Raw genomic sequence first — 26,160 nt, forward strand, 5'->3', positions numbered from 1 at the left:
TATTCGGGTGATATACTAATTTCACAAATATAATCATGATTATAAAATTACTTTGATTGTTTTGTAATTTCGATTAAAAATTTTTAGAAAGTGCTTAAATTGAGTTGAAAAAATGATATTGACCACTTTACGGCGGATGAAAAATGACTAAGAGGAGGATGAAAAATGTCAACAGAATATAAAGAAAAAGAAATTATCACTAATTTTCCTTATGCGTTTCAAACCATTGAAAACACTTGGATTGTTTTAAAGGATGGAACTAGACTTTCAAGTCGTATCTGGTTGCCTGAAGTTAGGGAAGGGCAAAAAGTACCTGCCATTTTGGAGTACATTCCTTACAGAAAAACAGACGGTACAAGGGCAAGAGATGAACCGATGCATGGTTATTTTGCCGGGCACGGTTATGCAGTTGTCAGAGTGGATATGAGAGGTTCGGGAGAATCAGATGGTCTGCTAAGGGATGAATACTTAAAGCAAGAACAAGATGATGCTCTGGAAGTTATTGATTGGATCTCAAAGCAAAATTGGTGTGATGGAAATATCGGTATGATGGGTAAATCATGGGGGGGCTTTAATTCCCTTCAAGTTGCAGCCAGAAGACCCAAAAATTTAAAAGCAATTATTACACTCGGGTTTACCGATGACCGGTATAACAATGATATCCACTATAAAGGCGGCTGCCTCTTAAATGATAATTTCTGGTGGGGGGCCATTATGCTAGCCTATCAGGTGCGTCCGCTTGACCCTCATATTGTTGGGGATAGCTGGCGTGAAAAATGGCTGGAAAGATTAGAGGAAATGCCTTTATGGATGGCGCAATGGATGGAGCACCAAACGAGAGATGCTTATTGGAGGCATGGATCAGTTTGTGAAAATTACGATGACATTGAAGTGCCAGTTCTAGCCATCGATGGTTGGGAAGATTCTTATACGAATACCGTATTAAGTTTAATGAAAGGGCTTTCAGTTCCCAAAAAGGGGATTATTGGTCCTTGGGCACACGTATACCCTCATGATGGAGTTCCAGGACCAGCAATGGGCTTTTTGCAAGAAGCTGTTAAATGGTGGGACCATTGGCTAAAAGGCAAAGAGAACGATGCGATGGATGGACCGATGGTGAATGTATGGCTTGAGGAAAGTATGCCTCCTTCTTCCGTTAAACCAGTAAGTAAGGGAGAGTGGATTGGACTCGATTCCTGGCCATCAAATGAAGTTCTAACGCAAACTTATCAATTGACTCATGGTAAATTGCTAGAAGAAAGAGATGAAACAGAAGAGCGGGTGTTATTAAAAACACCTTTAAATCACGGCCTTTTATCGGGTGAATGGATGGGTGCCGGAGTACCGGGTGAAAGTCCGTCAGACCAACGATTGGATGATGGTATGGCGATGGTATTTGAAGGGGATGTCTTAGAAGACCCATTAGAAATAGTTGGTTATCCAAGATTTGAAGTACAAATGACAAGTGACAGACCAAAGGCAATGCTCTTCGCACAACTATCAGATGTGGCACCAGATGGGGCCGTTACCCGTGTTTCTTACGGAGTAATGAATTTAACCCATTTAAATGGACATGATCAAGTAGACTTGTTAACTCCGGGTGAAAAGGTAAATGCATTTGTTAATTTAGACTGTTGCGGGCATAAATTTAAAGCCGGGCACCGAATACGTTTGTCCATTGCAACAACTTTTTGGCCAATGTTTTGGCCGATGCCTGAGGATGCAACACTTACTCTGAATCTTGAAACCGCAAAGTTTTCATTACCAATCTTTAAAGGAAGCCGGGTATCTGGACCGAATATGAGTCCTCAAAGCGCCCCATTAACTCCGACGACTATACTTTCAGAGGGAAGAGTCGATCGTTCCATTACATACGATATTTTAACGGATACATGGACTTGTATAACCGATGGTGTTGGAGGGGTATTTGGTGAAGGGGTCTATCGCTTTGATGACATCGATGTTACGGTTGAACACAATTTGAGACGAGAGTTGACATTATGTAATGCTAATCCTCTTTCCGCGAAATATACAATTTATCAAAAAATGAGGATTGGCCGTGAGGGTTGGTGGATTGACGCTGACATTACCGTTACGCAAACTTCTGATGCAGAAAGCTTTATGATTGTTGGGGAAATGGATGTTAAAGAAAACGGCCGACCGGCATTTCATAAGAATTGGGATCAAAAGATTGAGCGTTTAGGACTTTAAAAAGCCAGGGATTGGAGAGAAAAGAGATGAAAGGTAAACTAAGGAAAAATATACCTACTCTAGTCATATTAATCATTGCAGGTGAAATGATTTATACATTGCCTTATTTTCGAAACTATTATTATGATGTATTCTTAAATGCCTTTCACTTAACCAATACACAAATGGGTACGCTTGGCAGTGCATATGGAGTTTGCTGTTTGATTTCCTATATCTTTGGAGGGTATGTGGCAGATCGATGGAGAACGAAGCACTTGTTGTCCATATCCTTATTTGCGACAGGGATTCTAGGCTTTGCTTTACTATTGTATCCCCCTTACCCTGTGTTGCTGCTAATTTATGCAGCTTGGGGAATAACATCCATCATGACCTTTTGGGTAGCGTTAATAAAAGCCGTCCGTTCGTTAGCATCTGAAAATGAACAAGGAAAAGCATTCGGCTTTTTTGAAGGCGGACGCGGTGCTGCCAAAGTTATCGAATCTGCTTTGGTATTAGGACTCTTCGCCATTTTAGCAAAGCAGCTGAGTGACAAGCTGGCATTGTCTTCTGTGATTATTTTCTATTCCGTGATGTGTATTCTTTTAGGGTTTATGATTATGTTACTTTATAAGGAACCTGATGGTAACAACAGTAGTGATGAAATAAAAGAAAAGGAGGTTAAAAAATTTGATTGGGCAATACTTTTGAGGATTCTCAAAATGCCAACAACCTGGTTGGCAGCCATTCTTATTTTAACGTCTTATGCGATGATTAATAGTTTCTATTATATTACGCCTTATGCAACGGCCGCCTTTGGTGCTTCAACAATAATCGCCGCTGCTTTGGGTTACTTTTCACAATATTGTCGCCCAATCGGAAGTTTTGGCTCTGGCATTATCGGGGATCGAATTGGCATTTCGAATATGGTCATAATTGGCTATTGTGTTCTGGCACTCGGTTTAGCTGCTCTCATCGTATTACCCGGAAAGCCTTCTTTCATCTTATTACTGTTAGTTTTTATAGCGATTATTTATATATCAATGTATGCATTACAGGCAACGCACTTCGCTATTTTGGTGGAAGGAGACTATCCTGTCGAAACAACAGGAACAGTTGCCATGCCCTTGATGATTATTGGGTATAGCGGAGAAATCTTTATGCCAATTGTTGCAGGTGCTTGTTTGGACCACTGGAGTGGTACAGACGGTTATAAGGTATTATTTACAATTTTATTAGGGTTGACGATTGTTGGGTTGATTACGGCTATAATTTGGCAAAGAGTAACGAAAGAAAAACGAATAGAGATTTCGCTCCTGAAGAGAGAGATGAAAGCAAGTTAGCAAAAGGCAAGAGGGTTCCCGAGTGATAGAATAATGAGGTTTTTTAAAGACCCCCAAAAATGTAAAAAGGCTGGCGATAAACGTTTTGTTTTTTGCCAGCTTTCTATTTTTATACGTTTTTATTGTGGGCTAATGTTCTTTCGGCTTCCATGCCATAGTTTGGTATAATTTAACCATAAGCACTTTATTGATTAGCACGCCCCTATAAAATATAGATAAGAATACAGAAAGCTTTGTTTTATAGGGTTCAGTGATTGAAATGGACCTATATTTTTTTTGAAAGTGTGAGGGGAATAGAAAATGAAAAACAAAGAAATACAAATGGGCCGCATGTGGAAATACTTTGTGGATGCAACAGCTGAAATTATCGAAGAAGAAGGTTTAGAGAATGTAACAATAAGAAAAGTTGCGGATAAAGCGGGCTATAATAGCGCAACCATTTATAACTATTTTTCTGAGGTCTCCCATTTGATTTTTTTCGCTTCAATGAAATTCTTGAAATGCTACACAGATGAGGTAGCTGTTTATATTGAAAAAGGAAAAGATCCAATTGAAAAGTACTTATTAGCATGGGAATGCTTTTGTAATCACTCTTTTCAGCAACCACAAATTTTCCATGCGGTTTTTATTATGGACCTAGCTGATCAACCGGAAAAGCTGCTCGAAGACTATTATAAAATCTATCCTTCTGATTTGATTAACATTCCTGAAGAATTAAAGACTATCCTATTCGAACGTAATGTGTCAAAAAGAGGGCGATCCTTTTTAGAAATTGCACTAAAAGAGGGCTACATTAAAGAGGAAAACGTTGATGCAATTAATGAATTAACCATTTTAGTATGGCAGGGAATGTTTACAAATATCTTAAATAATCGCAAAAGCTACGATTTTCAAACGGCTGCAAAAATCACCATGAACTATATAACAGAGATTGTACACAACGCAAATCTATTTCATAAAAGGGATCATGCAAATCAGCAATAGCATTATCTTACCATCCTTTTGACACTTACAAATTTACTATATATTTGTTTTCGCAGCGACATCGAAAAAGCCCTCCTCTATTTAATCGAGAAGGCTTGGGATAAGAATATTCATTTTGTTATTCCCTGTTATTTTTTTGTTCACTTTCCTCAACCTTCCTTATGAAAAGGCACGGGGCTGCTAAGAGCGCATTTCTTGCCCCAGAAACGCGCCCTTTTCTTGAATAACTTAGGTCGTTTAACCGGGGACATACCTATTGAATATTAGCCATCCGCGAATGAAATAAAACCTCAGTTAAAAATGACGTTAGAATCAGTTCAAGTACATAATGCTTTGTTCAAGATTTATAGATTACTTGCAAGCTGTTCGGATTTTTGCACCCAAAACCCATTTTTTTATAAATTTCATAATTATGATGAATTACGTATAATGAGATTATGCAAGGGTATACATAAATTTAAAATAAATACGAAATGAAAGAATGGTTATCATTCTATTCTATAGGCAATTAGTCTATTAAAGGTGAAATGATTATGATATCTAGTCTTATGAAGTCTTGGACAATATGGATGAAAATCGGAGTGATTTTATTCGGGGTATTCTTACTATCGTGGTTGGGTCCTGACGAAATTGGTCTTACTGATTTGCTTATTTCATTAAGAGAAGGTGAAGAAACAGGAAATAAGTTAATGCTTGCCGTTTTTTTGTTAATTTCTTTAAATACAGTTTTAGCTTTGTTTCATTATATTGGTGCACTCCTGTTGGGAGACGAAATTGGTGATCGTTTAAACCGTCCATGGTTAAAAATTATCATTCCTCTTATTGTTATTCCTCTCGACTATATCGTGATAAATGCTTATTATTCTTTAACATACTCATTTAGCGCATATGCATTGTTATTGTTGTTAGCCATCTTATTATTGCAAGCCTTTGAAAAGGATAGGCTAAAGCCAATTATTAAAACGATAATTTGTTCCCAATTAATCTTTGGGATTGAATGGCTGAATGAGATTCCTTCTTTATCTAAATATGGATTTGGCCAAGGGTCGATTTCAAAGGAATTAAAAGATATAGCGGTTCAAATTGGATTTGAGCAATCATTAACATTGTACAGTTTAACTTTGTGTTTAATTTTTGTTATTAATGCTGTTATTTTAGCTGTGTATTTTTCATTAGCTGAACAAAAATGGCGGATAAAGCAAGAGCTTCATTATGCGCAGTTGGAAGCAATGCAGTCAAGATCAGGACGAGAAGCACTATATCTGGTCCATGATTTAAAAACACCTCTCACAGCAATTGAGGGGCTAAATTCTTTAATTAGTTTGAAAGTGGACGATTCTAAAATTAAAGAATATTGTCAAAAGGTTTCATCATCGATTCATTCCGTTAGCGACATGATTTCCGAGATTTTATATGATGATAAAAAACATTGGTGCCGTATAAAAGATTTAGTTGAATACGTCGAAGCAAGCAGACTGAGCGGGACAAATCTTAATCTGAAGGTAGAGTTTCAAACAGATCCTGAAATTAAAATTTTAATTAATAAAATCCGAATGACGAGGGCATTAGTGAATTTAATTGACAATGCTTACGATGCAGTGAATGGAATAGAGGATGGCAAGATTTTGCTTAAGGTGAAAACCTATGAAAATGAACTTTGGTTGGGCGTATCAGATAATGGGAAAGGGATTTCACCTAAAGAGCAGCTGAAAATATGGAAAGCTGGGTTTAGTACGAAATCGCATCCAGGGATGGGGTTAGCTTTCGTACGACAAGTTGCTGAAGGACATGGTGCATCTTTAGAAATTGACAGCAAGCTTGGGCACGGGACAATAATTTGGATTAAACTAGCTGAGAGGAGTGTGTCAAGATGAACATTTTAGTCATTGATGATGATGCATCAATTCAATATATGCTAAGTGAAATTTGTGAATTTGCCGGCTGGAATGTAGATACGGCTAACAACGGAAAAGAAGGGTTAAATGTGTTTGCAGAAAAAGGAGCAGATGTTGTTTTAGTTGATTATCATATGCCGGAAATGGACGGAATAAAAACAGTGGGTGAGCTTCGTAAACTTAATGCTGATGTTCCGATTCTTGTATTAACAGTCGATGAACGACAGGAAATTGCTGATCGCTTTCTTGAAGCAGGCGCAACGGATTTTGCGTTAAAGCCTGTAAAAGCGCCTGATTTGATTTCAAGAATTCAACTGCATAATCGCCTTGCAAAATTAACTCAATCAGCTCCGCAGCAAAAGCCCAGTGAAGAAAAGGATGTATTTGTAACAAAGGGAATTAGTAAGAAAACACTTTGTCACGTTAGTGGTTTTCTGAATTCTAATCGTGAACCTTTTTCTGTTGATACAATTTCTAAAGAAGTTGGTTTGGCTTATCCGACCGTCTATCGCTATATTATGCATTTACTTGATGAAGGAAAAGTGGAAACTATTGTGAGTTATCAAAAAATAGGAAGACCGAAAAATTTATATCAATGGATTGTTGACTAAAAAACTGCCTTAATACAAGGCAGTTTGAGTTTGTAAACAAAAGGGGTTCATCTGAATTTTTAAACAAAGTTGATTGGAACGGAAGGTACGAGACTCCTGCGGGAAAAGCGCCCACAGGCGCCAAGAGCGCCGAGGAGGCTCTCGGACCGCCCGCGGAAAGCGAGTGCCTGGAGAGAAATCAACGTTCATATTTTAAACTCCCTCAAAAATAATGTAGGCAATCTTAATTAAAATCGAGTTTGTCAACAGTCTGAAACTGCCTTAATACAAGGCAGTTTTTTTTATTATAATGGGGGTCTCCGTTGCTGCACAGGCCGCTAATGCAGTAGGACTTTTTTTCTTTTTTTTCTGTATTTTTATATTTTCTGATAATATAAAATTATTTTACAACACTAAATATTCTTTAAAATTCAAGTGTCTTCATTGAATGTCTTCGAGTAAAATGAATGAATTTATTAGTTAATGTTCATTTAGATTTTGCTATCTGATTTCTTTTGCACCAGAGTCAAGTTTAGAAATGTAAACGCTTACTGATGGGTTGGATGGCATGCGTCGCCATCATCGTATTAGGTGTAGGTGGAACGAATCAATAATTTATATATTAAAATAAAAACCATGCAATTATTTTGTGAAAGTAACGATTGGTGGATGGTTTAATATTTAACCATATTTAGGGGGACTTTATTATGCAAGCACTTTTAAAAGATGATGTTCAGCAGCCAAACCAGTCCAGGAAAAAGCATCCTCCAGGACTGTATATGCTGTTCGCGACTGAGGCATGGGAGCGCTTCAGTTATTACGGAATGAGAGCAATTCTTGTTCTTTACTTAACAGCAACTGTTGTAAATGGCGGGCTTGGAGTCGACAAATCTACGGCTATGGGCATATACGGATTCTTTACTGGTGCCGTTTATATTACGCCAATGATTGGCGGATACTTGACTGACCGTTTCATAGGCAGAAGATTGGCAATCACGATTGGCGGTATTTTAATGGCGCTTGGTAACTTTTCACTATTCTCAAGTCAGAGTTTGACAGCGCTTTACATTGGTCTTGGTTTATTGATTATCGGTAATGGTTTCTTCAAGCCAAACATCTCGACAATTGTTGGTGATCTTTATGAAGACAACGATCCGCGTCGTGATGGAGCTTTCACCATCTTCTATATGGGTATTAATGTTGGGGCTTTCTTCGCACCATTAGTAGTTGGCCTGATGAGCTATAAATATGGGTTCTTGACAGCAGCAATTGGCATGATTGTAGGGCAGTTAGTTTTCAACTTATTAGGAAATCGTTATTTAGGCGATATCGGTAAAGAACCTACTGGCAAACCGGAAGTTACAGCTGGTCAAAAGTCAGCTGCACCGTTAACGAAAAGAGAACAAAAACGTACAGCGGCTATCGTTATTTTGGCAGTATTCGTTATTGCGTTCTGGGCCGCTTTCGAGCAGGCAGGAAGTTCATTGACATTGTATGCTAATGACCAAATTGATCGGAATGTATTTGGTTTTGAGGTTCCAACTGCCTGGTTCCAATCGTTGAACCCATTATTCATCGTGATTTTAGCGCCGATTATGTCTGCATTATGGTACAAGCTTGGCAGCTCAAAACGAGGTGACTTAAAAACCCCAACGAAGATGGCTCTTGGTTTAGTCACTGTTGGTTTAGGTTTCTTAGTACTGCTTCCTGCTGTTATGTATACAGGAAATGATACAGCGCTGAAAGTAAACATCCTGTTCATGATTGTAACGTATTTCCTTCATACATTAGCTGAATTAATGATTTCACCAGTTGGTTTATCAATGGTAAGTAAAATTGCTCCAATCAAGCTTGCCTCTCTTCTAATGGGAGTATGGCTGGCAAGCTCCGCGGTAGCTAATATGGTAGCCGGACAATTAGCTGCATATACACAGTCTTTAGGTTACCTGGAAATCTTCAGTGTAATTGGTTTTGTAACAATTGGCTTAGGTATTGTTTTATTGCTTCTTTCGAAGCCAGTAGCAAAGCTGATGAAATAATGAAAAAATGAGCTGACCCAAAAGGCATATAATGTGCCATTTGGGTCGAGCTTTTTTAGTGTAAAAAAATAATAGAATCGGCTCCAAACTGGTGTAAAGGAACGATTCTCTGAAGTTTTATTTCTTTTTGCTTAATGTTTCAGCATTTTCACGAGTCTTTCATCAATTTGAATGGTATGGAATGCTAATGTAAGTAAACAAATCAGAAGAAAGGAAAAGGAAATCTTATCGCTATCCCTAACGACTTCTGGATAGGCTATACTTATCTAGACAGAAAATTTAAGGTCAGGTAGACTACAGATACAACTAGTTATAGAAAAGAGGTCCGATATGCGACGCGATATACAACTGAATGAACGAGCTTTCTCTTCCAAGGAAGTGGCAGAAGAAGTGGGGATTGCAACTCCCACTGTTCGAAAATATGGTCAAATCTTAGAGCGGAATGGATATGAGTTTTTGAAAGATGGAGATCGACGTATCTTTGTTAAATCTGACATCGGAGCGCTTATAGCGCTACGCGATACGGACAAGCCCCTAGACGATACAGCTAAAGACCTTGTATATCAACAAAAAGAAAGATTAGAAGGATCCAATGAAACACAGATAGCGATACCCGATACATATGAAAATTCACCCCACGATCCCAATCAATTAAACGAGGTCTTAATGTTTTTAGTCAATGAACTCGCAGCTACACGTGAAATGAATGTCCAACTGACAAACGATATGTCACAGCTTAAAACAAAGGTTTCCCGGCTCCAGCAAGATCATCATGTTATAAGTTCTAGTATTGGAAATTCAGCGCAAAGAACTAATTCTAAAATTGAACAATTAACAGAACAACAAAATACCCATTACGAAACATTGCTGGAGCAAGAAAAACAAAAAAGTGAACTCTTACAAAAAGAAATACAAAATATGCGGGACGAACAGAAAAAGGAATGGAGTTCACAAAATGAATTTAATAAACGTTTAGAAGAGACTATACAAAAACGTTCCGAAAAATGGCGGGCGCTTTTCTCCATATTCAGAAAATAAGGTGACTGTTAAGGTTTTTTGCCTAGCTGTGTATTGATTTGTGGAAGCAAATTATTGATGAAGATACATTTGATAAATATTTTTCAAATAAATAATGATGGATGAAAGCATTTAGATGCGAATCCTAAAAATTCATAGTGTCATATATGATTCGCTAGCTGAAAAACAGAATTAAGAAAGAATTTTTCAACTTTACAGGATTTGGCACCAGTTATGTAAATGCTCGGCGATACCAATGTAGCGGACGTTCTACCAAAGGCTCAATTGAAATTCATTGGGGATTTGTTTAAGCGATATGCAACTAAAACAAAATACACCTTGCATTCAAAAACAGGAGTCATTCTTACTAGAGGTGCTCCAGACAGGGATTGATCGGCTCTTTTTTTGTGTGTTTCGTATCGCTGGGCGATATAACTTGCAAATAAATTCGAACCTTTAGGTTTAATAGTAAAGCGGCGTTTGATATGCAAACATGATATACCTCCGAATGAACGAGTATTCTTTTCTAATGTAGTGAAAGAAGAATAGGGGATGCACATCCACTGTTCAAAAGTATGGTCAAAACTTAGAACGAAACGGATATGAGTTTTTAAGAGGGTGGTTGCCTATCTTTATTCAATCTGACATCGAAGCGCACATAGCGTTACGCGATACGGACAAGTCCCTAGAGGGTACAGCTAAAGACCTGTTTATCTACAAAAAGATAGATTAGAAGGAACCAATGAAACAGAGATTGCGATACCCGATATATATGACGACTTAACCCATAATTCCAAACAAATAAGTGAGATTTACCAATGAACTCACAGCTTCGCTTGAAATGAACGTCCACTGACAAACGATATGTCTCAGCTTAAACCAACGGTTTCCCAGCTCCAGCAAGATCTATGTCCTCAATAGTGTTCCTCAAGAAAGGGGCCTATCTGTTCTTTTGTGTGTTTCGTATCGCTGGGCGATATAACATGAAAATAAATCCAAGGAACCTTCATCTTTAATAGAAAGGAAGGTCCGATATGCGACAGTATATACATCCGAATGAATGAGGATCCTCTTTCAAGGAAGTGGCAAAGAAGTGGAGATGCAAAATCAATGTTCGTAAGTATGTTTAAAACTTAGAGTGAAATGGAATTGTTAAAATATGTAAAACCACATTCCTTCGTTCAATCCGACATCGAAACGCTTAAGTGTTACGCGATACGGGCAGCCCCCTAAACGATATAGCTAAAGACCCTTGTATCAAGAAAAAGTAAGATGAGAAGGAACCAATGAAACAGAGATAGCGATACCCGATACATATGACAATTTAACCCATGCTCTCATTCAATTAAAAGAGAGCTTAATCTTTTAACCAATGAACTCACAGCTACACGTGAAATGAACATCTAACTGACAAACGACATGTCACAGCTTAAAACTGAACAACAAAAAAACCATTACGAAGCATTACTTCAATAAGAAAAGGATTCATTACCTTTATTTTAGTCTCCTTTACGATATTCAGGTGTTAATTTCCGTTAATAACTATTTAAACCTAAGGCAAACAAATCAAAAGTAGAAATTCCTTTGTTCCAACTATTCGCAATCACTATTTTCAAATTTCAACAATTTCCCGAGAAATATCTACAAATTCTGAGTAGATATCGACAAAATAATACTCCTTATCGGCCTTTTGCAAAAAGCTTGTTTAAGCAATAATTACTGCATTTAGCTTCTATATTATTTAGCCTTACCAAGAAACAGGTCTCTAGAGTATAAGAAGTTTTCTTTTCTGCTTTGTTGTTTGTAGATATTCTACGCATTCATAATTAGCTCGATAACTTCTTACCATGCCGTAAATCAACATCAGCAAAATCCTGCCCCCTTTCGATTTTACCAACCAAGAAAATGTAGGACAGTGCTCCTGCGAAGGTTATACAAGACATAGGGTAAGTGCAGGAGCAAAATTACCGCCCTGGGCCAGGAAGCCAATCACAATCGGAATAATAATTGATGCAGTACCACCTACATTTCAGTACTAAAGAAATATACAGGGGTGAATGAGGGACAACCTACGATAGTACTGAAGGCAGCTAAATCGCCGCGAGTAGCGACCTGTGCTCGCTCGAACATCACAACAAGACCTAGAAGCAAGTCAAAGAGAACAAGGCAAGGCCGAAGACAAACGCAAGCAGGTTTATCAGTGATAGCTTTTTTTATAGGTGAATGAGGGCTATCTGGAAGGCAGCTAGATCTCCGCGAGTAGCAACCTATACTAGCCGACCAGTAACGTGCAATCTCTAATAGGGTTCTAACCTCATCAACGGGCAAAGTCTGCCCAAAATGACGTTGGATTCATTCAGAAGTTGTTCAGAGTAGCTGCTTAATCCCTTGATTAACAGATATTACCACCCTGTGGTTCATCATTATTTTTGCCCCAGAACCTTCTAAACTCCCAATAAACTTGACTATATTAACGAGAATCCAATTGAATTTAAAAAACTTGCATTACTAATTATTTTAAGATTATAATACTTGTATACAAGTGTACTTGAACTCTAATAGAGGTGAATATATGGCTGAATCAAAGGAATTTCTTTATCCTGTAAAATGGCTTTCAAAAGCTTCAGCTGGTGATCGTGTTACATCCGAGCTTAGAATGCGTATTATTTCGGGGATGATTGAAAGCGGTGCCATCCTATCTGAAAATAAATTAGCTGCTGATTTTGGTGTAAGCCGCTCACCAGTTCGTGAAGCGTTAAAAATACTGGCCTCTGAAAATATCATCCGATTAGAAAGAATGGGTGCGGTTGTCATTGGTTTAACAGAAAAAAAGTATTCAGAAATTTATGATGTACGTATACTCATCGAAACGTTTGTATTTGAACGTTTAGTAAGGATGAACACGAATGAATTGGTAATGGAACTTAGTAAAATATTGGAAATGATGAAAGTGTCCATAAAATACCTTGATGCGGATGAGTTTTCCTATCAGGATGTTCTGTTCCACGAAACGATCATTCGATCCATCGAACATTCCTACATCCTGATGATCTGGGATAATTTAAAACCTGTGATGGAAAGTTTGATTCTTCTATCCATGCGCAGTCGTTTTAAAGAAAAGTATGAAGACTTTACACGGATCATAAATAATCATCAACTTTATATTGATGCGATCAAAACAAAGGATCGAGACATCATGATTAAGTCGTTACATGAAAACTTTGATGATGTTCAAGAGAAAGTTGAAGACTTATGGATGGCCCAACAGATGCTTTCAAAAGGAGTCGAACAAGAAAATGACTAGCTATATGTTAGGTGTAGACATCGGTACAACAAGTACAAAAGCTGTACTATTCACGAAAAAAGGCGATGTCATCCAGCAAGAGAATATTGGCTATCCTCTTTACACACCGGATATGACAACGGCGGAACAAGACCCTGAGGAGATTTTCCAGGCTGTTCTGAAAGCCTTTTCAAATATAACGAAGCAGCATCCAGATAAAAAACCAACATTCATTTCATTTAGCAGTGCGATGCATAGTGTTATAGCTATGGATGAAAATGACCAGCCGCTAACCGCTTGCATCACTTGGGCAGATAATCGCAGTGAAGCTTGGGCCCATAAAATAAAGGATGAATTAGATGGGCATGAAGTTTACAAACGAACCGGAACACCGATTCACCCGATGTCGCCATTATCCAAGATCACCTGGATCGTGAATGATCGCCCGGAGATCGCAACCAATGTTAAAAAATATATCGGGATTAAAGAATATATCTTTAAAAAGTTCTTTGATCAATATTTGGTCGATTATTCCCTTGCTTCATCGATGGGCATGTTGAATCTCAAAAATTTGGATTGGGATGAGGAAGCCCTAAGAATTGCTGGAATAACGCGTGATCAATTATCTGAACTCGTACCAACAACAAAAATCTTTAACAACTGTGACCCGGATTTAGCCAAACAGATCGGGATTGATCCAGAAACCTCTTTTGTCATTGGGGCAAGTGATGGTGTCCTTTCAAATCTAGGTGTAAACGCTATCCGTAAAGGTGAAATCGCTGTCACGATTGGGACGAGCGGTGCGATTCGGACGATTATTGATGAGCCGAAAACAGACGAAAAAGGAAGAATCTTTTGCTATGCCTTAACGGAAAAGCATTGGGTGATTGGCGGGCCGGTAAACAATGGCGGGATGGTCCTTCGCTGGATTCGCGATGAATTTGCTTCTTCTGAGGTGGAAACGGCTAAAAGACTCGGAATCGACGCTTATGAAGTTTTGACCAAGATTGCCGAACGCGTAAGACCAGGTGCTGATGGATTATTATTCCATCCATATCTTGCAGGTGAACGTGCACCATTATGGAATCCGGACGTACGGGGTTCATTTTTCGGATTAACACTGTCGCATAAGAAAGAACATATGATTCGAGCGGCTCTGGAGGGAGTCATTTACAATTTATACACAGTATTTTTAGCCTTAACCGAATGCATGGACGGTCCCGTGACCCGAATTCAAGCTACGGGAGGCTTCGCAAGGTCGGCTGTTTGGCGGCAAATGATGTCCGATATCTTCGAATCGGAAGTCGTGGTTCCAGAAAGCTACGAAAGTTCATGCCTTGGTGCTTGTATATTAGGGTTATATGCCGCTGGGGAAATTGATTCCTTCGAAGTAGTTTCTGAAATGATAGGCAATACCCACAAGCACACACCGATAGCTGATTCTGTAAAAGAATATAGGCAGCTGCTGCCGATTTTCATTAACCTATCAAGGGTATTGGAAAACGAGTATACACAGATTGCGGATTATCAAAGAAACTTAATAAATGCTGCAAAGTAAAGACATGGGGGGATTACAATGCCATTAGTTATTGTCGCTTTAGGAATTGTCGCCTTATTAATTTTAATAATGGGCTTAAAATTAAACACCTTTATTTCCTTGATCATTGTATCGTTTGGAGTGGCTTTAGCACTTGGGATGCCACTTGACGGAATTGTCAAAACCATTGAAGCTGGATTAGGCGGAACACTTGGCCACTTAGCGTTAATCTTTGGACTTGGAGCGATGTTGGGTAAGTTGATCGCAGATTCAGGCGGAGCGCAACGCATTGCCATGACCCTTGTTAAAAAATTCGGGGAAAAGAATATTCAATGGGCTGTCGTGGCAGCGTCATTTATTATCGGTGTCGCCTTATTTTTTGAAGTGGGCTTAGTATTATTGATTCCAATCGTTTTTGCGATTTCAAGGGAATTAAAAGTTTCGATATTGTATCTTGGTATTCCAATGGTAGCGGCATTATCCGTAACACACGGTTTCTTACCACCGCACCCAGGACCAACCGTTATTGCTGGTGAATATGGTGCAGACATTGGCCAGGTTTTACTTTATGGCTTCATCATTGCGGTTCCAACCGTTATTTTGGCTGGACCAGTATTTACGAAAATAGCCAAAAGATTAGTACCTGAATCATTTACGAAAACAGGCAGCATTGCCTCTTTAGGAGAACAAAAATCATTTAAACTTGAAGATACACCTGGATTTGGAATCAGTGTATTTACCGCTTTACTTCCGGTTATATTAATGTCAATTGCTACGATTATCACTTTGATGCAAAAAACAATCGGATTTGAAGATAATGGTTTACTGGCAGCTATCCGTTTCATTGGTGAAGCAGGTACTTCCATGTTACTTTCCTTATTATTTGCGGTCTATTCAATGGGGTTAGCAAGAAAGATTCCTATGAAAGATATTATGGAATCCTGTACATCAGCGATTCTGCATATCGGAATGATGCTCTTGATCATTGGGGGCGGCGGAGCCTTCAAACAAGTATTGATCGACGGCGGTGTAGGTGACTATGTAGCTGAATTATTCAAAGGAACATCATTATCACCAATCTTGCTTGCCTGGATCATCGCGGCAATCCTGCGTATTTCATTGGGATCTGCTACCGTTGCAGCCTTAACGACAGCTGGTTTAGTTATTCCGATGTTAGGTCAGACGGACGTTAACCTTGCTCTAGTTGTACTTGCGACAGGAGCGGGAAGTTTAATCGCTTCACACGTTAACGATGCTGGTTTCTGGATGTTTAAAGAGTATTTTGGTTTAAGCATGAAAGAAACATTTGCAACGTGGACTTTGCTTGAGACAATTATTTCAGTAGCTGGATTAGGATTTATTCTATTACTAAGCTTATTTGTATAAGCCTTTCCCGGCAGTAAATCCCCCACTTATGGCAGGGATTTACTGCCTATTATTCTTACATAGAAGGAGCAGAAATAAAATGTACAATACAATTGGTGTCATTGGTTTAGGGGTAATGGGCAGTAATATCGCTTTAAATATGGCTAGTAAAGGGGAACAAGTGGCTGTCTATAACTACACAAGAGATTTAACGGATCAGCTTGTTGCTGAATTGGACGGTCAGTCGATTCATCCGTATTACGAGATCCAAGACTTTGTTCAGTCACTGGAAACACCGAGAAAGATTTTTCTAATGGTGACTGCGGGTAAACCGATCGATTCGGTGATCACTTCATTACTTCCTCATCTTGAATCAGGCGATATTATCATGGACGGCGGTAACTCCCATTACGAAGATACTGAACGCAGATATGATGAATTGAAATCTAAAGGATTCAGTTATGTAGGAATTGGTATTTCCGGTGGGGAAGTCGGTGCGTTAAAAGGACCTTCAATCATGCCAGGCGGAGATAAGGACGCCTATGAAAAAGTAGCTCCAATCCTGACAAAAATCGCAGCCAAAGTAAATGATGCTCCTTGCTGTACCTATATCGGTCCAAAAGGGGCAGGTCATTTTGTGAAAATGGTACATAACGGGATTGAGTATGCAGATATGCAATTAATCGCCGAAGCTTATACGTTTTTAAGAGAAAAATTGCATTTAGAGGTTAATGAAATTGCTGACATCTTTGAAACATGGAATGAAGGCGAACTGAAAAGTTATTTAATCGAAATCACAGCGGAAATTTTAAGGAAGAAAGATGAAGTAACGGGCTTACCCTTGATCGATGTGATTCTTGATAAGGCAGGACAAAAAGGCACAGGGAAATGGACCAGTATGCAAGCAATTGATAACGGAATACCAGCATCGATTATTACCGAGTCTTTGTTTGCTCGCTACATTTCCGCTTTAAAAGAAGAACGGGTTCATGCAGAAAACATTCTAACAGGGCCTGAGAACGTTCAGCAACAATTAGATAAAAATGAGTGGATTGACTATATTAGGCAAGCATTATATATGGGCAAGGTTTGTGCATACGCGCAGGGTTTCACTCAATATAAAATGAGTTCTGAACTTAACGGCTGGGACTTGCCTTTAAAGGATATTGCGCTTATTTTCCGCGGCGGCTGCATCATTCGGGCAGAATTTTTAAATGTCATTAGCGAAGCCTATCAAGAGCAGCCGAATCTGGCCAATTTATTGATTTCACCATATTTCGCTGAAAAGGTTGCAAATTACCAGGCAGGATTGCGAAAGGTTGTCTGTGAGGGAATAAATTCTGGCATCTCGTTTCCATGTTTAGGCTCTTCACTTACTTATTACGATAGTTATCGTACAGGCATTTCAAATGCTAACCTACTGCAAGCACAACGTGATTATTTTGGGGCACATACCTATGAGCGACGTGATTTAGCAGGGGTCTTTCACACAAACTGGCAGTGATGGAAAGAGACAAAAGAGACAAGCATTTATCAATGACCGTTCATGAATTGGAGAAGGTACCTTCCTTCAAAAAGAGAGCTGCTTTGGCAGCTCTTTTTTTATGTAACAAAAGGGGTCCATTTAAATGTTAAAACAAAGTTGATTGGAACTGGTGTGAGACTCCTGCAAGGAAAGTGAGTTTCTTGAGAGGTAAAACAATGTTCAAATTGTACAAGCCTTTAAATAACTTAGACTCGAAATTTTAGATGGGAAATTTAAATGGTGTATTTAAATGATAATAATCCCTATATGATCGATAAGATACCATTTTTTTATTCTTATAATACCCATCCAACTGCAAAATTTTGGATTTGTTGGTTTCTAAATAATAATGATACCCTTCTGTTTCTAAACTATAGAAGGCATAGGAAATTCCAAGCATTTGTTTCTTGGTGACTTTTGTATCAGGGTGATGTTGTATAAAATCAGCCAATTGCTGTACAGATGTTGCTCGAATGTCTGAGATATCAAATAATGTTTCCTTAATATTAGTCTTTATTTTATTCAAAGTAGTTTTTGCTTTATGTTTGATTTTTTTGGAATGCCTTTTCAAAAATATCACTCCTACTCTGTTTATAGTTAAAAGATTTATTATGTTATTTCCAATCAGGAAACGGAGTAAACGCAAATTTTAATCCTGGGTGAAATTCCACCAAAAGAGAAAGAATCTTGGTGAAAAGATCGACGGCAACGAATAATGTTTTTGGGGGTGGTTTAATATTCAGGTAAAGTGGTATATAAATGATAGCGGTTTATTCCTATGCTGTGCCTATTAATGGTCTGGGTTACTTACGAAGAAAGAGTATCGTTTCATGAATGATGTCGACAGGTAGCACATATTCTTCTTTTGATTATTACCAATTATTTCTGTATGAAAAAGGAGTGATATATCATGAGGCAAATGTGTATTTACTGTTTTAAATGGGCTGACATAGATACGATGACACCACTTTTTGAACAAGGTAGAGAGTTCGTCAATTATTATTGCGAGGATTGTGTTACTGCTGTTATGGATAATTTGTTTAAGCTCCCATACAAACATGTATGCGAACAATCAAGAATCCACTAGCATCAAGCAATGCGATTTAAAAGTTAAATGATTGCGCTGGAACAGCATAACTAGAGGCCATCTCAAACGAGAAGGGCTTTTTTTGTTCGCGTTTGTATATGGATGGGGAGCATGTGTAATCATCGGTGCTCATCTAACATGTGAATGTCTTTAAAGTTGAAGTCCTCCCACAGTTTATTGATGGGAGGCCTTTTCTTATCCAGTAAACAGGCTGTTTAACCCTAGTTATTTCAACCCACTTAAACAATATGATCATAACGAATATTATTAAGTAGTACTATGGAGACAGTATATCGGATTGAGGAAAAATCACATGATTTAATACTGTTGATTATTGAATTTGGATTAGATATTAACAATAAAAACAGATAAAGAAACTAAAGCATTTAAGGGGAAGATTAACCTGTTAAAGGAATTCAATGTTTGTTATACTCTTGACGCTGATGTTAAGTGGGAGAAAATAAAAAAAGGATTGAGCAGTAAAAAAGAGGATGTTTTACAAGAAGTCTTGAAAAGGATGGAGCACTGTGAGTATTTTATTGTGAAAAGTGATAGTAAGCATCATATTATCAATACTTCATTAATACGGTATATACGCATTTTTGAAAATAAGTAATCTCACTACTGCTTTCTTGGAATATAAGTTATGGTTGTATTCTCCTAACAGTCTATCTGGGAGGGGATTTTTCTATGGCAAAAAAACCTTTTCATACATATACAGAGCGAATAGGTTTGGTTAACACTTTGAAAGGAGTGAAGAGATGAATAAAGAGTTAGATGATGGTTTTATTGAGTCATTAATGGTTTCCCTTCAAGACGAAAGGGTCATTGAAAAGATAAAAGCAATAGCTGAAGCGGCCTCGTTTAGTCAAATGGGGGAATATAAGGAGCTGCTGAGAGGAAAAGAAAAAGAAATAGCAAGACTCCAACAAGAGATTGAGTCGAAGAAAGAGGAAATTAGTGAGTACCAAATAAAGATTACCCATCTAAATGAGAAAATGGAAGCCTATTTTACTGAATTGCAAAAGAGAAGAGCTGACTATCGGGAAGCGGAAGAACTTTACGAAGCTGTTCATCAATTATCCGAAACCACTAAAAATTCGTTAAAAGGAATTTTCAAGGGCGGGTCGGTGCAGGAATTTATTGTTTGTGGTGTGCAATATGAAAACATTTCATCTTTGTGGGATTTTATTAAAAACGAGATTATGGAAGGAAGAGAGCAGGAAAGAGAGATTTTGCTCGCCCTTTTTCTGTATTTCTTTCAAGAATACGGTAAAACATACGATACCCCTTTATATAAAATACAGCAAGTGAAAATGAATGAGGTCTTCAGGGAAGACTTATACATAAGGGCCCTCAATAGCAAAATATCAGGGAACATTACGGACATCCTGCTGCCGGGTTATATAAGCATTAATGGTAAAACCATAAAAAAATCGGTTGTGAGAATTTAGCAGGCGAAAAAGAGAATGATATTAAAGGAGAAATACAATGACATCGATAATTATCCCAGAGATTGAAGAAGGCATTGAAAAAATCCTTCTTATGCAATGGTATAAGCAGCCAGGCGATTATATTACGGTTGGCGAAAGCTTAGCCAAATTCAGCTGTGAGGGCATCGAATTTGACCTCTTTTCAGAAAAAGAAGGTACCCTTAAAGAATTGAATGTAGCGGAGGACACTATAGTCAAGATTGGTGATCTGATATGTTATTTGGATTCTGGTGATGCAATTTCAGAAGAGTTATTAAAAGAAGTTGAAAAACAAGAAACGATAGAAGATAAAGAGCCGCATGAGAACGTAACAAGCTTAGCTGAAAAAAACAACATAGACAGTTCCATATACTTAATGAATAAGAACGAAGAGCAGGTTCTATTCTCACCTGATTCCCAAACCGTTCCGGTCTCTGCCATTTCAATGACTTATAAAGAATTGAAATCTTTAATCAGCCATTTATATCAGAGTGCAGAAGAAACCCTCTTCAAGGATGAAGCGAGCTTCTTTCAAGACATTAAAAAGATGCTCCGTTCCAGATGGGTTTACATGAATAACGGGAATATTATATATGATCACAACATTGCAGCTTTATTTCCTTATAGAAAATACTATGAATTAGTGGACGAGGATTTTGAATACAAAAAGCATCTGGACGTTTCCGGTTTTAAGGGTGATGCCATGACACGGGAAGAGGCTGTGAAAAGTTTCAATACAACCGATCATCCTGTATATAAGAGAATACTAACTTTAGACGATTATTCCGCGAGTAAAAATCCTTCCATTTCAAGGATATTTGCCAATCAAACGGCTAACTCTTCTAAATCGATAGCGTTTAAATCCAACGGGTACGACATTCAAAGCTACGATGTAGTAAATCAAAAAAACAATTTGCTGGGAAAAGGATTTTTCGTTCCCGTTTTCCGTTTAAATGCGGAAAATGCCTTTGAAATCAATGACCGAATGGCTCTCCATCTCTGGCTGGAAAACCGATTGGTTCCAAGCGGATTAAGCGCAGAACGCCAGAAGGAGTATGATTATTTGCTGGAATTGTATCAATTAAAGGGTTTAGATCAGGAAAGTTTTTTAAAAGAATTGCCATCGATCGCTATCGATTCCAAGACGTTTTATGAGAAGCTTTTAAAATCTGAAAAAGTAAGAGCTGATATTGATACATATGACGAAAAGATGTTAACAGATCCAAACCGGGGACATTGGGATTTATGGCCTGTCCACTCTGCTGAAAAACCTTTAACGATAAAACTGAACGAAGAAATAATGGCCAGAAACCCTAAAATGGATATTAGGGAGGACGGCATAGTTGGTATTGACTTTGGAACGAAAAGTACAGTGGTCGTCCATCAAGAAGAAAGTGATTTTACTCTTCCCATGCGTATAGGGATTGGCTACCTTAACACGGAAGTACAAGACTGGCATTATGAAAATCCAACCGTGATCGAATTTATCGATTTAGAACATTTCCTGGAGCTTTATCAAGAAAAAGAAGGAAGACCGGATACAAGGTGGCAGGATGTGACGGTTTCCCATAATGCCCTTAACAACTTGATGAATGGAAAGAGTGACCATTACTATTCCATATTGAATAATCTAAAGCAGTGGGCTGGGGAAAAGAATAACGAACTCCGATTAAAGGACAAGAGGGGGTATGCCGTTGTACTGCGTTCCTTTTTGGACTTAACCGATCAGGAAATCAATCCAATTGAATTATATGCCTACTACCTCGGATTGTATATCAATAACCAGAACAATGGAATTTACCTGGACTACACCTTATCTTTCCCGGTGACGTATGAAAAAGAGGTAAGGGAAAAAATTCTTAAGTGCTTTGAGCGTGGGTTAAAAAAGACGCTTCCTATGCCGATTCAGCAGGATGAAGAATTAATGAAAAAGTTTCGTGTCACCGCTGGGGCGAGTGAACCTGCTGCCTATGCCGTTTGTGCGTTACAGGAATACGGGTTTGAACCTGAAGAGGATGAAAAAACGTACTATGGCGTGTTTGATTTTGGTGGAGGAACGACAGATTTTGATTTTGGGATTTGGCGTGAAGCGGGCTTGAAAGAAAGCAGGTATGATTATGTCATCGAGCATTTTGCAGCGGGAGGGGACCGTTATTTAGGTGGGGAGAACATGCTAGAGCTTTTGGCGTTCCAAGTGTTTAAAAACAACCAAAGAACAATGCGTGAGCTAAACATTCCTTTTACTCTCCCAGCAGAATGTGTGAAATTTCCCGGAAGTGAAACGCTGATAAATGAGTCACAAGAATCCTATTTAAATACGAAACAATTGGTAGAAAAATTAAGGCCGCTTTGGGAAAGGCATGAACGGTATGAAGAACAGTTTGGAAAAGGCATGATCCGGGCTGACTTGTTTGACAAAGCAGGTCACGCAAAACTCAATGTGGAACTTTTGATCGATCAAGATGAAATGGAACAACTGATTGAGGAAAGAATTGAAAAAGGCATTAAAAATTTCTTTGAGTCATTAAGGCGCGCTTTTGCCCGGTCAGAACACAGTAGAATTAATAAAGTGAATATCCTGCTTGCGGGTAATTCAAGTAAATCCCCGGTCGTCATGAATCTATTTAATAAATGGATTGAAAGGGAAGTGCAGAGCACTCAAAACTGGGGAGAAGTATCAAATGATCTTTTTGAGATTCTCCCGCCACTGGGGACAGAAGGCGCTTATTTAAAGCAAGAAGAGAGAAACAGAGTGGTTAACCGAGATATATTAACAGCTCCTACAGGAAAAACGGGCGTTGCCTTTGGACTTGTACAAAGCAGAAAAGGCGGAAGTATAAAAGTTATTGACCGCGATATGGTGAATGGTGAATCAAAGTTCAAGTATTTTCTTGGCATCGGGAGAAAAGGTAAATTAAAAACAATGATTGATCAAGAAGAAGAGTATAACAAATGGCATCTTTTCATTGATGCGTCAGAAGAAGATTTTGAAATTTATTACACAAGCCTGCCGGAAGCTAGTACCAACCAGCTTGATATTAAGCAGGCACAGAGGAAAAAGCTTCGAATTGAGCATGTGGATGATTCGGCTTTTGTTTATATTCGAACCATAAGCCCGACTGTTATTGAATATGTTGTTGCAGACGAAGGCTCGATTTTAAGTGGGGATCATTTATCTGAAATTACTAAAGTGGAATTAAGCTAATAAGATATGTTGAACGAAAAAATTAGGTTAAAACACAACAGATCATTCATGTATATGGGCTTTGATTGCTTCAATTGAATATATCAAGATGAAAGATGCTATGTTCAATTGAGTGGTATATAAATAGAAGATGTCCTCGCTTGGTGCAGGGTTAAGGTTTTATGCAGGACCTTGAGTGACTATAAAGTTAAAGGCCCCCCACAGTTTACTGTGGGGGGCCTTTTCATGCTCATCGTATATGTATTCCCATGGACCCCATTTAATAGCCTTTATAATGTTCAAGAAATAGTTTTCATTTCCAACATTTTTTCACTTCTTTGATCCCCCTGTTGTTCCATAATCATTAAGAGTTAATTTTACATCGTAGTTGATTGGAGCTTCACTAAATGTTTGGTCCCAATCCTTTTTGACCCTATTCCATACTTTTGGGTGCTCAATTCTCAATCGATTTCCGAAGCCGGCAACGTCCGTTTTGTATTCTTTTTGCATTTTTTCTAAAACATTCCCCACCAAGCGTTTCACTTCTTTTTCTGATGATTTTTCTGCTTTTTTTAGAAATTCATTTTTAAAAGTATCTCCTGAAACTACCCAGTTTTCAGATAGTCTCCCCACTGATTCAATGTTTACATCAAAAGAGATGCTGTCTCCTTTAACACGTGGTATGATACTGCTTTTCATGGTCTCTATTTCATATACAATCGGCTCACCGGTTTCTTTATCAAAGCTTTTCACTACACCGCCTTTTCCCTTACCTGTTATCCATGTTACGCCCTCCAGTTCCTCTTCATTTAAAGTACCAGTCATTTTGTGCGTCTTTCCATTGATTACGGCAGCTCCGGCAAATTTGACTTGCCCATCTGCTGATAGAACTTTTTGCATCAGAAAACTAGACCCTGATTTGATCTTGCTTTCTACTTTAATATGCGACATGGGGGGCAAAATCCTCGTTGTTCGATATGCATTTTCTACAATGCCAGCCAGACGGAACGCTGGAATTTCTCCTGCCTTCTTTGTTTCCAGTGTTTTGCTTGCTCTTCCTTTACTGATGAGCACAAGGCAGCTTGGCCTAAGCTCACTTTCCCGTAGATTTTGATCAAGTAATTGTTCCAACTTATACGATCTTGCAAGGTTTTCACCGATAACAACCACTTTCATATGGTGCGCGGTTACGGGTTGTTCACTTCTCAGTGATAATTCACGAACCATTTGATGCATGGAGTCTCCAGTTTCAGAAACATTAACATAAGATTTTTGTTGTGGTCCGGATTGTTTCGTTGTCGAACTCGCTACCTGTGGAGTGATGAATTGATAGGTTGCAGTAATCAGGTTCCTTTTTGAATAACCCCCCCCTTGTTCGTTTAACTTTTTCTCGATGGTGGACTGCTTGGCCTTATCGAATGCCAAACCTATACCTAAACTTTGCTCTTCAATTTCATGACTGCTCCAACATCCTGTAAGGGATAAGAACAAAAGAACGGAGAGGGAAATGTAGAGGGGGCGCGTATTGCTATGTGATTGTTTCATATTTTTTCCCTCCCTTTATTTTTGAGATGATAAGCAGTAGAAGGGGGAGTAAACCAAATAAAAACATTGCGATATTGCCGACGAAATCTCCTTGCTTAAATAGGTCATTGATATTTTTCGGAATCATGGCAAGGATGTAGAGAATCGGAAGCAAACCAAACATGAATGGGTGAATGCTTTTTTTCGTAATTTGAGCCAGCCCTAAAGCGGCTGCAAAAAATGTTATCGTAAATGTGGCGAATATTTGCATGATCCAGACAACGAGCAATAAAGATTCAAACCGTTCAAAGATCAACCCGGCGACTTCAAAACTTCGGATAAGATCAAGTGTCGGCCATGTTCTCATGACCACTCCATCAATAGATAATGCCCCGATAACCATTACGACCGTTATCACGTAAAAAATCAATGGAATGGAAACTCCAACAAGGAGGGCTTTTACGGCTTTTTTTGGTGAATTCATAAATGGAATAAGCAGCAGCATTATTTCAGGCCCTGAAAAAGCGAGAGCCGTTGTTTTTACTCCTTTTAGTACAGGGACGATGCCTTCTCCTAATACCGGACGCAGATTATCGATCTCGAATATTTTAAAGCTCATAAAGGTAACAACCAAAAAAAGGATAACTGTCAAAGGTAAAATAATTTCAAAAAGACGCGCCATCGGGTTAATGCCGCCGATGATGAGATAAAGACCTACCCACATGAAAATCATGATAATTGCCCAAGTAGGCGTACCCTCCAGAAGTAAATACCTTATTACTTCCGCCATTGCACGGAGCTGAAAACTGGAAGTTGTAAGAAAGTAACATATTACAACTAAACTTAGTAACCCACCCAGCCATTTTCCTACAATTTCATTGATGTATTGATAGAAGGTCTTTTCGGGAAACTGTTGGCTTAATTTGACCATGATCAGCCCTGCGGTTATAGTGATGAATCCGCCTAAAATAACGCTTATCCATACATCTGGTGTTTGTACCTTTTCCGTAGATGATCTGGGTAGGGTGAGTAATCCTGTGCCGAGTATGAAGTTGATGACAATGACAGCTGCTTGTGGAGTTGTAATTTTGTCTTTCGGACTGAGAATCATTCTTTAACCACCCTTTC

16 protein-coding genes are annotated in these 26,160 nt (G+C 38.5%); 13 read left to right on the forward strand and 3 right to left on the reverse strand.

What is annotated here, in order from left to right:
- The first annotated feature begins 165 nt into the window (after nt 1-165).
- From ACYP5M_RS24295 to gnd, 11 genes are all read left to right on the forward strand, one after another.
- The gene (locus ACYP5M_RS24295) at nt 166-2,211 is read left to right on the forward strand and encodes a CocE/NonD family hydrolase (protein WP_459735624.1); all 2,046 of its coding nucleotides are present in this window, start codon (nt 166-168) and stop codon (nt 2,209-2,211) included.
- 26 nt (nt 2,212-2,237) lie between these two features.
- On the forward strand, nt 2,238-3,530 hold the full coding sequence (locus ACYP5M_RS24300; protein WP_434168325.1) for an MFS transporter: 1,293 nt from the start codon (nt 2,238-2,240) through the stop codon (nt 3,528-3,530).
- A 300-nt stretch (nt 3,531-3,830) separates the two neighbouring features.
- Nucleotides 3,831-4,514: a TetR/AcrR family transcriptional regulator gene (locus ACYP5M_RS24305; protein WP_452445363.1), complete on the forward strand. Its 684-nt coding sequence runs from the start codon at nt 3,831-3,833 to the stop codon at nt 4,512-4,514.
- Nucleotides 4,515-5,047: 533 nt separating this feature from the next.
- Complete coding sequence (locus ACYP5M_RS24310; protein WP_101225622.1) at nt 5,048-6,388, forward strand: sensor histidine kinase; 1,341 nt, start codon at nt 5,048-5,050, stop codon at nt 6,386-6,388.
- Complete coding sequence (locus tag ACYP5M_RS24315) at nt 6,385-7,020, forward strand: response regulator (RefSeq protein WP_434168328.1); 636 nt, start codon at nt 6,385-6,387, stop codon at nt 7,018-7,020. The genes ACYP5M_RS24310 and ACYP5M_RS24315 overlap by 4 nt, the downstream gene beginning before the upstream one ends.
- 686 nt (nt 7,021-7,706) lie before the next feature.
- On the forward strand, nt 7,707-9,038 hold the full coding sequence (locus ACYP5M_RS24320; RefSeq protein WP_101225624.1) for a peptide MFS transporter: 1,332 nt from the start codon (nt 7,707-7,709) through the stop codon (nt 9,036-9,038).
- Between the two features lie 330 nt (nt 9,039-9,368).
- Nucleotides 9,369-10,076, forward strand: a complete 708-nt coding sequence (locus tag ACYP5M_RS24325) for a hypothetical protein (RefSeq protein WP_101225625.1) — start codon at nt 9,369-9,371, stop codon at nt 10,074-10,076.
- Between the two features lie 2,551 nt (nt 10,077-12,627).
- A complete protein-coding gene (locus ACYP5M_RS24330) occupies nt 12,628-13,359 on the forward strand; it encodes a GntR family transcriptional regulator (RefSeq protein ID WP_459735625.1) in 732 nt (243 codons plus the stop codon).
- Nucleotides 13,352-14,896, forward strand: a complete 1,545-nt coding sequence (gene gntK / locus ACYP5M_RS24335; RefSeq protein ID WP_459735626.1) for a gluconokinase — start codon at nt 13,352-13,354, stop codon at nt 14,894-14,896. The genes ACYP5M_RS24330 and gntK overlap by 8 nt, the downstream gene beginning before the upstream one ends.
- Before the next feature lie 18 nt (nt 14,897-14,914).
- Entirely contained in the window at nt 14,915-16,261 is a 1,347-nt protein-coding gene (locus ACYP5M_RS24340; protein WP_101225629.1) for a GntP family permease, read from the forward strand.
- A gap of 79 nt (nt 16,262-16,340) precedes the next feature.
- Nucleotides 16,341-17,744 (forward strand): decarboxylating NADP(+)-dependent phosphogluconate dehydrogenase, encoded by a 1,404-nt coding sequence (gnd, locus tag ACYP5M_RS24345; RefSeq protein WP_427575342.1) that lies wholly within the window; start codon nt 16,341-16,343, stop codon nt 17,742-17,744.
- Between the two features lie 241 nt (nt 17,745-17,985).
- Here the strand turns inward: gnd and ACYP5M_RS24350 are convergent, their stop codons facing one another.
- Nucleotides 17,986-18,336: a hypothetical protein gene (locus ACYP5M_RS24350; protein WP_101225631.1), complete on the reverse strand. Its 351-nt coding sequence runs from the start codon at nt 18,334-18,336 to the stop codon at nt 17,986-17,988.
- Nucleotides 18,337-19,613: 1,277 nt separating this feature from the next.
- Between ACYP5M_RS24350 and ACYP5M_RS24355 the strand changes: the two genes are divergently transcribed.
- Nucleotides 19,614-20,306: a coiled-coil domain-containing protein gene (locus tag ACYP5M_RS24355; RefSeq protein WP_434168331.1), complete on the forward strand. Its 693-nt coding sequence runs from the start codon at nt 19,614-19,616 to the stop codon at nt 20,304-20,306.
- A 37-nt stretch (nt 20,307-20,343) separates the two neighbouring features.
- A complete protein-coding gene (locus ACYP5M_RS24360; RefSeq protein WP_434168333.1) occupies nt 20,344-23,529 on the forward strand; it encodes a biotin/lipoyl-containing protein in 3,186 nt (1,061 codons plus the stop codon).
- 309 nt (nt 23,530-23,838) lie between these two features.
- Here the strand turns inward: ACYP5M_RS24360 and ACYP5M_RS24365 are convergent, their stop codons facing one another.
- Nucleotides 23,839-25,053: a Ger(x)C family spore germination protein gene (locus ACYP5M_RS24365; RefSeq protein WP_434168334.1), complete on the reverse strand. Its 1,215-nt coding sequence runs from the start codon at nt 25,051-25,053 to the stop codon at nt 23,839-23,841.
- On the reverse strand, nt 25,037-26,143 hold the full coding sequence (locus ACYP5M_RS24370; RefSeq protein WP_434168335.1) for a spore germination protein: 1,107 nt from the start codon (nt 26,141-26,143) through the stop codon (nt 25,037-25,039). Before ACYP5M_RS24370 ends, ACYP5M_RS24365 begins: the two co-directional genes overlap by 17 nt.
- Nucleotides 26,144-26,160: the final 17 nt, after the last annotated feature.

The sequence above is a fragment of the Peribacillus sp. N1 genome, from assembly GCF_054600815.1.